We start from the raw sequence: 10,908 nt of genomic DNA on the forward strand, positions 1-10,908 counted from the left end.
ACCTTGGGTGGGTCATCATGCAAGAAAGGTGGGTCAACATCACAGGAATCTACACTTGAGGATTCTAGGTTTATTGCCCTGCCGTACCATGCCTTATGAAAGTTGGTAATTAGAATTCTGTCTGCCAGAAACCGCCGCTTAGTGTAAATATAAAGTTGAAATTAAGAACTAAAGCCTAAAAATGTTTGTTCAGCTCGAAACGCTGCCCAACTTTGCAATTTATTGAAGCTTAGTTTATCAATCGGATATTGTATAAAACCCAATATTCGTCGCAAGCTTGAGTTAGATAATGCTTTGTTTTTTTAGAATTTCAATGTATTCTTTTTCTGAAAGGGTGCATTTTGCAAAAGGAACAAATTCTTTTTTGGTCAGGTATATTTGTTTTGACATTTCTCGAATCAAATAGTCATTTAGTTCTTGTCCATTATGACTAAATTTGGTTCTACTCCTTGTCAATTTTCCTTCGTACCAAAATTCTATACGTATATGGTCTTTGCTTTTATTAACTGCATCTTTAAAACCCTTTTTACAAAAAGATTTATACGTTTCTTTGCTGTTTAGTGGAGACATACTTAATTAACTATTAGGTTTAAAAATTGCTTAATAGTTACAACATCTTGAGTGAGATCATCATTTGGTAATGCATTATAACGAGTAAAGATATAGTCAAATTCTTCTGCGAAATTAGTTTGAGCTTCTTCAACAGTCTTACCAAATGCATAGATTCCAAGTTGCTTGTTTTCTAAAGAGTAGGAATCTTCTTCATGAATCAATTCGCAATATATTGGGTATCGTAAGTTATAAAGTGTGTTTTCAAATTCAATTTTAGTAAAGGTAAAAACAGGGTTTTTGATTTCAGTAAACAATTCAAGTATTTTTGGTTTGGCTTTACCTTCTTTAATTTCAACTAGTGCCATAGAAGTAATAATGTCAATATCAGTCTTTTCGATTACTTTTTCAATACTAGGGACTAAGAAATTATAGTTAGACTCTTTTGGTTTGATTAAAGTTTTTTTTGGTGCATCAGTTCCAAATCCAAATTTTATTGTAGCATTCTCATTTAAAATAATTCCATCAATTAAGGGCTTATATATTCTTTGCCTCTCAACTGGGGTATATTTTTTACCAACTTTGTTTAAATATGATTTACTATTAAAATCACCTTCTAAAATTAATTCTTTGTATGCCTCAAAAGATTCAGATTTCCATGTCAATGCATGTTTGATATTTGGAATAGTATAGTTATAAGTAACAGTATTAGGGCTAACTGCCATTCCGTAACTTTCAAATTTCAAGTCAACAACCATCAAACTGTTTTCTTGAATTAAACCAGTTTTAATTTTCTTGATTTTAGTTTTATCTATTTGTGTATTAATTCTGTCGTATTCAATATCGATAAAAGAGTTATAAGATTCAGTCAAGCTTTTTAAAACTTTAATTACATCGTCAACACTTACAGCACCGCCATACTTCTTTTTGGAAGACAGTTTAAAAAAAACGGCTTTTTCCCTTAATTTATCTAAAAAGTCACTCATAAATGAGATTTTTTTTTGATTTCTATTTGTAAATATAATATCATTATGGGATATCTAAAAAGTTTATCAATATAAAACGGAAAGTCTGTAAAGTTTGCGCCCAAAATCAAAGTCTTTGCTCAGTTTGGATATTCTGCGATTTCACTTTATATCAGTAATGAACTTGATAAGAAGAAGAAAGCTTCATTTAACTACAGCATTGCCAATTTCTTTTAGATACTATTATTCAATCGAACTTTTTTTCTTATCTCGTATATATTTTAATTTGTGTCAATATGAGTAATGCCCTTGATTCGATAAATTCTTCAAACATGCTCTCTTTCCAAAGTGTTTCGTCGGTAGGTATTAGATGGCGTTTTACAAATGTTGATTTATCGGTTACATAGATTGGATTGTTAATCCATAATGAGAATTCTTTTCCGTTTTTTTCTCCTCGGTTTGTTCCGTAGTCTATCAATTGAAAGTTTTTAATGCTATTGATTTTGGCTGTATCATAATTCAAAGCTTCTAATTTTGATTTTGGCATAATGTGGTCAATGTCTTGTATTCTTATAGTCTGACTTTGGTTATACATCAAGTAGTAAATAAAAGAGCTGTCAAGTATGTCCAAGTTTGAACTGTCATATTGAGTGGTAAAATTGATTGGGTGGTCTTTGTATATTTTAAATAACTCCTCTGTGGGAAAATCTAAATTCTTATATCCCTTTATTCCTTCTAATAATTTTCGTATTCCTGTTTTGTATGGTATCCACCCTGCCCCCTTACTTCTAAAAACACCATTTACTAAAGAGTTGTATAACCATTTTTTAATTTTTGGAAAATCTGTATTACTTGTGTCATGGTTATTGAAAAAACTTTCAAGTTTACTATTGTCAAGTTTTTTGTAAAATAGATGATAAGCAATAAAGAACAAAGGAATAAATGAACGGTTTTTCTCTTTGTAGTAATGGTCAAGTTTTGATTCTATTAAAAAGCATTTAAGTCCAGTTAATGTTGATTTTATTCTCTCTTTATTTTGAATTGCAAAATTTGCATCTGCAACTTCAATCTCTGACATTTCTTTTTTATGATTGTCCTGTAGGATAAAAATTAGTTTGATCAAATTGTCTTGATTTAAGCCAATATCTTTAAACTCTTCCATTTTCCAATCAAAACCTTTGAGTATTGAAGCAACCAAGTCAAAGGAAGAAAGTTGTGTTCCTCCGTCATTTAATCTTCTAAATAGCTCCACTACTTTTTGTCTGTTGGTAACTTCATCTGTATATGTTTTATCAACTCCCACTTCAGAAACTCCTAAGCATTTCCCTGCGATTATATTGGTTGAGAAAGCACCAATATTTTCTTCGATATGAGTTTTCTGGTTTTCATCTGTTATACTATCACTTGCAATAATATTTCTTGAAACCTGTCTGTCGTTATTGTTAGCAAGTTTGAGTTTTTGAAGAAGTGAATTTGCAGAAATCCATTTATATTCTTTAATTATTTTTTCGCTGTCGTCCTTTGCTTTTATTGGTAATTTGCTGAAATTACTTTCAAACTTAAATTCAAATTCTGTCTTGAAATTACTAAACAAATCAAAGTATAATATTTTGCCATTAATGCTGCCTGTCAGGCCTATATAAAATGATTGTAGTCTTTGTTGCCCATCAATTACAAAACTTTGCGTTTGTAGCAGTATTCCTGCATCAATTGACTTTTCATCTTCCCCATTTTTCGTAAAATAGCGGTAGTTGAAAAGTGGTTGAAACCCTTTTTCTTCTTTTAAGACCATAATGCCACCAAAGGAATCTCCTTTTAGCAATGTGTCAAATAGAAGTTCCATTTTATCCTCCTCCCATACAAGTCTTCTTTGAATTACAGGAAGAACATATTTCCTATTATCGATATCTGATATTATGTCTGATATATGATATGATTCCCAATTTGCCATTAATTGTATTTTAATAATGTTTTTAAATTTTCGTTTTAAATTTGTCTATTCAAGGTTTGCGATGTCGCTTTAGCATTACCAGAAACTGGCATGTAATAATGCATTTGTGTAATTAATTGCTTGCTTGTACTTCTTAATACCACTCCCCAATTAAAAATATGAAGTTGAAGTTAACAACAAAAAGCCAAATAGTATTCCGTCCGCACACAATAGCTGCTGATAGCAAACTACAGCCGAAGATTACAAAGTCCTAACACACTTAAAGCAATACCCATGTTGGGCGAGGTGTTGTCAATCATTTTTTTGATAATATTCTGAGTACCCGATTGGAATAAATTCATTTCCCTTTAGAAAAAGGTATAATGTACTGGTATACCTTGGGTATGGTAAAGTATTAATTATTGTAACCCCATATAGATATTCTTCTAATAATTCATTGCCTTTTCCATTTATGACAAGTGATTGGCTAAATTTAGGTGAAATAATTACTTTATTAAAAAGTTGGTCAAAATTATTAATTGAAATTTTATCGTTTTGACTAATAATCTTTTGGAATTTAGTTACCAGTTTTTCTTCCGTTTCTGTTCCCTTTATTTTTTTCCTATGTCTAATTTCGCCTTCTGCTGAAACAATTTGGTAATTTTGGATTCCTCCAACCTTTTCAACAATGAATGTAGTTATACCTGTGGTTTCAAGCATATCATTGTTTTCAATTGTAGCACTTGCATAATAATTATTATAATTTAAATATTTTTTAATAATTACATCATATTGTTTAAAGAATTTACTGATTTCTATAGTGTCGTAATTAATATTAAAGCCGTTAATTCCCCTTCCATCTAATTCATTTACTAATTTTTGAATGCCTATCCTTTCATTAAAGTGTACAGTCATTTCAAGTTTATTTGGAAAAAAGGAACTAAAATTTAAATTTAAATAATAAAAAATAGCTGTTATCAATATAAATATAAATGAAAACCATTTTAAATAAATTCCCCTTAAAGGAAAATTAATATTTATAGGTAAAGGAATTTGAAATAAACTTAAAAAATCTACATTAACTTCTTTGTCTGAAATACGTCTTGTCCTAAAAATAATAAAAGGCAAAAGTATCAATAAAAATACTGGAAGGTATATTTTTAAGAGAATTGTAGAAATATTCATGTCAGTTTAAAAATTTGTTTATTATTAAAAATGTTTCAGATGGACATTCTTCATGAGGTACATGGCCGCATTTCGGAATTATTTCAAATGCTGAATTTTTAATTTCATGACTTAGTTTCTTTCCAAAATCAAGACTTATTAAATTGTCATTTTCCCCCCAAATAATTAAAACTGGGAAGTTAATACTACTATAGCTAAGCATAAGGTCGTCAATTCTATCAGGTAATATTTGTTTTGCCATCTGCACCATAGCTTCATCTATATGTCTCATTTTCAAAAAAAATGTATATCTGTTTAGGTGGTTTCTTTTTGCTTTTTCAAAATCATAAAAAGTTGACTTTAGAATATATTTTGCTAATAAATTAGCTGGTATCAATTTTAATGAAATAAAACTTAAAAAACTATTATTAAGGACCTTTAAAAAAATAGGCCTGCTATTTTCAAATGCTGGAACATCAATTAATACTTGTTTTTTAATACAAATATTGTTTTCTTTTTTTAATGAAAGAAATGTGAGATATAATGCTATTACTCCACCATAAGAATGGCTAATTATAGTGATTGTGTCAATATTCAAGTTTATTAGAAAGTCATTCACAATTTTAGCTTGTTTCTCGATTGAATAGTCTGCATTTAGCGGTTTATCCGAAAAACCAAAACCGAAAACATCTATACAAATTATTCTGAATTTAGATGTGTCAAGGTTCTTAACAATATTATCCCATGAGGCTGTTGAAAGAATAAATCCATGAAGGAATAAAAGGGTTTCTTTGCCTGAGCCATGGTCTGTATAATTTATTTTGTAATCATCGATTTGCATGAATTTGCTAGGCGTTAAACTCATCTGTCCAGAGGTTAAGTTTGATATTAATATCATTGATAAATAAATTAATTGTTTCATTAATTGTAGGTTGCAATTATGCATCTCGCCCAACTGATGTCCCAGACTTTGTGCAGTTTGGATATTCTCTGATCTTACTGCTGGCTTGGCCACTAAGACGTGATTAGCTAAAGCCAAATTACTACAGTTGATTAGCAATACCAAAAGTTGAAGGGTCAAAAGTATAACCCATATTTTGGGAAACCTTTTGTTGGATTCCTTTACTCAACTCTTGATAATCGTGAAAATGATTCAGATAAAATTCTAGTAATTTGCTGAGGTCTGCGAATATTCATTTCTTCAAATGTTACTAATTCTGGCCAAAAATGCTCAGTCAATATTAAATTATTCATCTTTGATATTATTACTAAATCAGACTTAGTCAACTCAATTTCTTTTTTAAATAATTCACAAAACTTAACGAACACAAATGCTGAATAGAAATATGAAAATTGGCTATAATAGTCATTAAAGTTATTTGTGCTTAAATGCATACCTCCTGATTTATAAGACCATGCCATTCTGGCGAGAATTCCGTTGTTAAAGTGAACGAAGTCAGAAGTTCCACGAAATACAAACTCATAATAATCATCCATTCCGATTTGCTTTGACATAACTTCTGTGGATGGAAGTTTATTTCCATTTATTCCCTTCGATTGTAGCAACAACTTAAATTCATTTTTTACTCTGTCAATTTCAAGTATATCATCTTCGGTTAAAACTCTTTGATTTTGTCTATACTTGGCAAAAAACACCTTTTGGTTCGTCAAACTCTTATTAACTCCTAAGGTAATTTGCAACTTGACAAGCCTATTAGATTTCCTGCCAAAAATTTGTTTTATATAATTAAGAGCAATGAGATCTTCACAGCTTCCTCTCAATAGGGGAATAAAAAGGAATTTTGATTTTTCCGTACTTTCTGTAACTAATGCATTTAATGTTTCAAGCTGTTTTATAAAAGAGGATTTTACAATAAGTTTAAACTCTTTTTTAGTTGAAGTTTCAAGTCTATTGTATGAGTCTGCTGATTTGTGCAGCTGAACAACTAAAGTTTTAAGACGTAGTTGGAAGTTCTTCATGGAGATAAAATAGTATAGATTGAGTAGGGTATTGTTGATTGTCCAGTCCGTAACTGAAGCCCAATAAAGGAATAAAAGAACAAGCTAACAACTAAAAGACCAACAGAATTCCATCCAGCTCGCACAAAAGTACAGCGATGCATATGGTCGAAGTTTGAATGTCCAGCTTAACTTGCACAAAACCTATTGTTGGCTGATTTTTTTCTCTGGCTTTTTCTTTCTTTCGCCCTTTCCAAACACAAGTATTGGTTTCCAATTATGACTAACGTTGGATAACTTAAATTCTTCTTCAATTTGTGATTGAGTTATAAAGTGGTCCGTCTGATAAATTACTGCATAAAATATTTTCCAGTCTTCTGAGCCACTATAACCTTGAATGTCTTCAAAAATTCCACCAATGCACTTTTTAAGTTCTTCCAGATTATCAGCAAACTTATATTCTATACCAGCTTTTAATTTTCTTATGCCAATATCAGGTTTATAAGGTTTAGAAATTTTGCTAATAGGAATCTCTCTAACAGTGTCAGGGAAAACGTGTATTAGAAGTCTATAGACTACATTTTTAATTTCAGTTTCATTTTTTGGTTCAAGTGAATTGTCGAAAATTATTTTAGGTGTTCCAATTAAAATTCTTTCCAATAGAGATAATTCTTCGTTCAACTTTGAGTTCTCTGATAATTCTGGTGCAAGATGACAGCATAAAGCATTAACATATTTTTGGATAATGTCAACAACAGGATTTGTAAATACACCTATATATGAAATGTTCTCAAACTCATCGTGATAGATTTTATACTTTGATAGCTCATTTATAAAATCTTGGTATAACTTCTCGAGGTTAACATATTCAAAAACAAATTTTAATTTTGTAATAGCCTGTTCGATATAATATTTTAAACACTGTTCGTCAAAGTCCTTTTTTTCGTCAAAATAATGATCAATCTCGTGTTGAGGGTATTCAAAGTATTCACTTAAATTATTTACAAGACTTCTCGCTTCATTTAAGTCATTATCAATATTAATTTTAAAGTTTTGAAAACTGAAATTATGCATAAAGTGTCATTTAAAGTAGCAACAAACGATCAGGGGTTTGCGCAGTTGGGGAATTAACCAACTGTCCGCCCACTGCGGCTGCTGATTGTAAAACTAAAGTTGAAATAAACAACTAAATTTGAATATTGTTTGTCCAGCCACACTTGCAGCAAACCCAATTTTTTGGCAGTAGTTCTTAGTTGTTTGATCTTCCTAACAAAGTCTTTCCCATTTGTGTATTTGGGTCAATTCTAGTGATAGTATACCCGTCAGGGTCGTAACTTTTCACACGCTGGTCGTTTCGAAGTGATTGTTGAACTCTTGTAATCTCGGATTGTACTCTATTGTTATTATTATATGGATTAAACACATTTACACAATTACCAAGAAAAACTCCATTGCTCCAACAACCACTAATGTAACCGTAAAATCTTGACACCATTACCCCGGGGCCATTATAAAATCCCCCATAAAAACTTCCAGAAAAGAATGAACCATCATACCAATAAAATACGCCGTTTCCATTGGCGAAGCCATTATTAACCCAACCTTGATAGTATCCATTTGGATAAAAAATTGTACCGGGACCTGCAAAGCCAGCTAAGTTTGGGCTATAAATTTGTGCTTGAGATTTAATTGCAACAAAGGAAATTATTGCAATTATTGTAATTAATTTTTTCATACATTTTATTTTTAGTTTAAAGAAACATACGTAATACAATTTATTCTGCTCACAAAGTCATTCCATCCGAACTCATGTCTAGAAGGGTTTGTAGGCCAAGGATCTCTTAATACAACTTTATATGGAATTTTTTTCTGATTGCTATCTTTTTGAAAAAAAACAGCTGTTAATACGTAAGCGTGTCCAACATTTTGACCAGGCATATTTAAACCAATAATTACAGGGTCTTTAAACGCCAATTGGTCAATTAGCTTATAAACCGAAGCACTAAAGTCAACTCTCGCTTGTACGACCCTACCATTTATATTCCATCCACTTGTTCCTGTTTGAATTGTATTACAATCCGCAGCCCTGTTAACACATTGATTAATATTAAATGCTTTTTTTACGATTGAACATTGATTAACATACAATCCTTGATAATTTAAAACCATTTGAATGCACGCTGCCCAGCACCAATTGTCATATTCTTGGGTTGCTGCAAAATATTGAAATTTTTCAGTCTTAACTGCAGCTGCATAATTGTTTTCATCCCCAATTTGGTAAATTTCTCCTTGTCCAAATGTTATATTGAATGAAAAACAAAAAAAAAGTAAAAGAATGGTTGAAACTCTCTGCATATGATTGAAGTTTTGTTTTAGAATTACCGCCAACGTCCCAGGCTTTGCGCAGTTTGGATAATCTGTGATCCTACTGCTGGCTTGGCCACTACTGACGCGATTAGCTAAAGCCAAATTACTGAAGTTGATTAGCAATACCAAAAGTTGAAAGGCCAGAGGTGGAAGCCCAAATTGCGCAAAGCCTCTTGTTGGCGGTTCGTGCTAATTAATCTTTACTTGGTTTAGATTCAGGAAGTCTGCTTTGTAACCATGTCATTTGCCCTCTGTGATTTGATTCATGCTCACAAACATGAAACCATTTCCAATAAGTATTTAATGGGCGTTCTTTAGACCATTTTGGATCAACAGCAAGCAACCATTTGTCGTCCTTTTTTTTAAATTCTGCCAAAGTTTTTTGTCGAACTTCGTCTATCATATCTAAATAATACGTTACTTCCTTTCCCTTTATTTGTTTTCTTCCTTCGTCTCCTAGTTCCATTGCAGCGTTCCAAATTTTCTTTTCGGCATCACTAAATTCTTGCCGTCCTTCAAATGTGTTGATCTGATAAAATTTGTCCACTGCTCCAAGATGTAGAATTAAAGCTCCGATAGTATTGGCTGAAGGGTCATGAAGATGATCCAATTGTTGCATCGTCAATGATTTAACAGTATTAATAATTGTCTGTCGGTTATAATTTAACATTGAAACTATAGTTCCAATCTGAGGAGAATATCCTTCTATTGGACCGATTACAAAAAGATCCTTACCAGATGAAAGATCACGGGCGTTTAAACATTGAAATCCACTAAGTCCTATAAGTCCAGTGGTAAGTGCAGCAGATGTTCTAATGAAGCTTCGTCTGTTGAAATCCCGTTTACTTGTCTTCATAGTCGTTATTTGTTTAGGTTTATAATAAATCTTGCATGACCGCCAACGTCCCAGGCTTTGCGCAGTTTGGATAATCCGTGATCCTACTGCTGGCTTGGCCACTACTGACGCGATTAGCTAAAGCCAAATTACTGAAGTTGATTAGCAATACCAAAAGATGATGGGCCAAAGACAGAAGCCCAAATTGCGCAAAGCCTTATGTTATGCGCATTTAGTTGTCTGAGTAAACATTATAAATGCTATCAATTAGCCAGTGATTTGAGTATTTGGTTAGGTTATAAGTTGGTCTATAATATTTTCCAAAAGAGACTTTAATAATAGCTTTATTACGATTAATATTTCTCTTTAATGTCTTCATGTTGTCAAGATAATCCCATACTTCCATGTATTCTTGTGATTTCATAATTAAATCACCTTCGAATCCATATACTGGCCCATCCTTTTGTGGATTTTCTTTTAAATAAATGTCTGATTGCTTGAAAAAATCTCTGAAATCAGAAATGAATTGCTTAGAGACACAATTACTATTTGAAAGTTCTGTAAGGTACTTTTCAGTGTTTGTGTAATCAATGGAATAGAAAGTTGTAGTGTCTTCAAGACCTCCTTGTATTATTTCAATTTTTTGCAACCTATCTTCATTATTGTGATACCATTTAAGAAATGTCAATATAGTATTTTCAGGTTGTTCGTTATCTGTTAGATTTGGGATATTAGGATTTCTCTCAGCACACGCTGCGATGAGTAGTAGAATTAGTAAGAGTATAGAATTTCTAATTTTTAACATAAGTTGCGCATAACACATAAATATACGCAAGTCCCAAATAATTATCAAAAAAGCGAGCATTAATATTCAAAGAGTTATTGTTTTACTTTTTGTATTGTCGTAGCGTAAATAAATTTATACATTTTGTATTGTCACTAATTTTTGAACTGAAATATTATCAAAAAGCAATGCCACCTGACTCCCATACATAAGAATACAGGCAGCCATTACTTATTGAAAAATAATTCAGGGGGAGGGAATATGAATTTATGAAGAATTCTTGAAAACCAAAATAAATTTTAAATCATTGTTGTCCGACTAAAGTCGGGTTTAAATTAGCTGTAACCCCTTTCTG

Annotated in this window: 11 protein-coding genes; all 11 read right to left on the minus strand. The window is 31.5% G+C overall.

Annotation, left to right across the window (positions count from 1 at the left end):
* Positions 1-282 precede the first annotated feature (282 nt).
* On the minus strand, positions 283-570 hold the full coding sequence (locus ACOYLT_RS07980) for a hypothetical protein (RefSeq protein ID WP_422853332.1): 288 nt from the start codon (positions 568-570) through the stop codon (positions 283-285).
* Between the two features lie 2 nt (positions 571-572).
* Positions 573-1,535: a hypothetical protein gene (locus ACOYLT_RS07985; RefSeq protein WP_422853333.1), complete on the minus strand. Its 963-nt coding sequence runs from the start codon at positions 1,533-1,535 to the stop codon at positions 573-575.
* Positions 1,536-1,779: 244 nt separating this feature from the next.
* Complete coding sequence (locus tag ACOYLT_RS07990; RefSeq protein ID WP_422853334.1) at positions 1,780-3,465, minus strand: DUF262 domain-containing protein; 1,686 nt, start codon at positions 3,463-3,465, stop codon at positions 1,780-1,782.
* Between the two features lie 291 nt (positions 3,466-3,756).
* Positions 3,757-4,359 carry a hypothetical protein gene (locus ACOYLT_RS07995; RefSeq protein ID WP_422853335.1) on the minus strand — a complete coding sequence of 201 codons (603 nt, stop codon included), beginning with the start codon at positions 4,357-4,359 and terminating at the stop codon, positions 3,757-3,759.
* A 271-nt stretch (positions 4,360-4,630) separates the two neighbouring features.
* Positions 4,631-5,530 (minus strand): alpha/beta fold hydrolase, encoded by a 900-nt coding sequence (locus ACOYLT_RS08000; RefSeq protein WP_422853336.1) that lies wholly within the window; start codon positions 5,528-5,530, stop codon positions 4,631-4,633.
* Between the two features lie 200 nt (positions 5,531-5,730).
* Entirely contained in the window at positions 5,731-6,588 is an 858-nt protein-coding gene (locus ACOYLT_RS08005; RefSeq protein ID WP_422853337.1) for a DUF5677 domain-containing protein, read from the minus strand.
* A 183-nt stretch (positions 6,589-6,771) separates the two neighbouring features.
* Positions 6,772-7,641 carry a hypothetical protein gene (locus ACOYLT_RS08010; RefSeq protein WP_422853338.1) on the minus strand — a complete coding sequence of 290 codons (870 nt, stop codon included), beginning with the start codon at positions 7,639-7,641 and terminating at the stop codon, positions 6,772-6,774.
* A 175-nt stretch (positions 7,642-7,816) separates the two neighbouring features.
* Entirely contained in the window at positions 7,817-8,302 is a 486-nt protein-coding gene (locus ACOYLT_RS08015) for a hypothetical protein (RefSeq protein WP_422853339.1), read from the minus strand.
* A gap of 11 nt (positions 8,303-8,313) precedes the next feature.
* Positions 8,314-8,922 (minus strand): papain-like cysteine protease family protein, encoded by a 609-nt coding sequence (locus tag ACOYLT_RS08020; protein WP_422853340.1) that lies wholly within the window; start codon positions 8,920-8,922, stop codon positions 8,314-8,316.
* Positions 8,923-9,127: 205 nt separating this feature from the next.
* A complete protein-coding gene (locus tag ACOYLT_RS08025) occupies positions 9,128-9,604 on the minus strand; it encodes a DinB family protein (RefSeq protein ID WP_422853341.1) in 477 nt (158 codons plus the stop codon).
* Positions 9,605-10,001: 397 nt separating this feature from the next.
* Entirely contained in the window at positions 10,002-10,574 is a 573-nt protein-coding gene (locus ACOYLT_RS08030) for a hypothetical protein (RefSeq protein ID WP_422853342.1), read from the minus strand.
* Positions 10,575-10,908 lie beyond the last annotated feature (334 nt).

The sequence above is a fragment of the Flavobacterium sp. genome (assembly GCF_049318185.1).
In the GTDB taxonomy this organism is placed as follows: domain Bacteria; phylum Bacteroidota; class Bacteroidia; order Flavobacteriales; family Flavobacteriaceae; genus Flavobacterium.

Coding starts and splice junctions, on each gene's coding strand:
- ACOYLT_RS07980 (WP_422853332.1), bottom strand. CDS start 570: ATGTCTCCACTAAACAGCAAAGAAACGTATAAATCTTTTTGTAAAAAG.
- ACOYLT_RS07985 (WP_422853333.1), bottom strand. CDS start 1,535: ATGAGTGACTTTTTAGATAAATTAAGGGAAAAAGCCGTTTTTTTTAAA.
- ACOYLT_RS07990 (WP_422853334.1), bottom strand. CDS start 3,465: ATGGCAAATTGGGAATCATATCATATATCAGACATAATATCAGATATC.
- ACOYLT_RS07995 (WP_422853335.1), bottom strand. CDS start 4,359: ATGACTGTACACTTTAATGAAAGGATAGGCATTCAAAAATTAGTAAAT.
- ACOYLT_RS08000 (WP_422853336.1), bottom strand. CDS start 5,530: ATGAAACAATTAATTTATTTATCAATGATATTAATATCAAACTTAACC.
- ACOYLT_RS08005 (WP_422853337.1), bottom strand. CDS start 6,588: ATGAAGAACTTCCAACTACGTCTTAAAACTTTAGTTGTTCAGCTGCAC.
- ACOYLT_RS08010 (WP_422853338.1), bottom strand. CDS start 7,641: ATGCATAATTTCAGTTTTCAAAACTTTAAAATTAATATTGATAATGAC.
- ACOYLT_RS08015 (WP_422853339.1), bottom strand. CDS start 8,302: ATGAAAAAATTAATTACAATAATTGCAATAATTTCCTTTGTTGCAATT.
- ACOYLT_RS08020 (WP_422853340.1), bottom strand. CDS start 8,922: ATGCAGAGAGTTTCAACCATTCTTTTACTTTTTTTTTGTTTTTCATTC.
- ACOYLT_RS08025 (WP_422853341.1), bottom strand. CDS start 9,604: ATGTTAAATTATAACCGACAGACAATTATTAATACTGTTAAATCATTG.
- ACOYLT_RS08030 (WP_422853342.1), bottom strand. CDS start 10,574: ATGTTAAAAATTAGAAATTCTATACTCTTACTAATTCTACTACTCATC.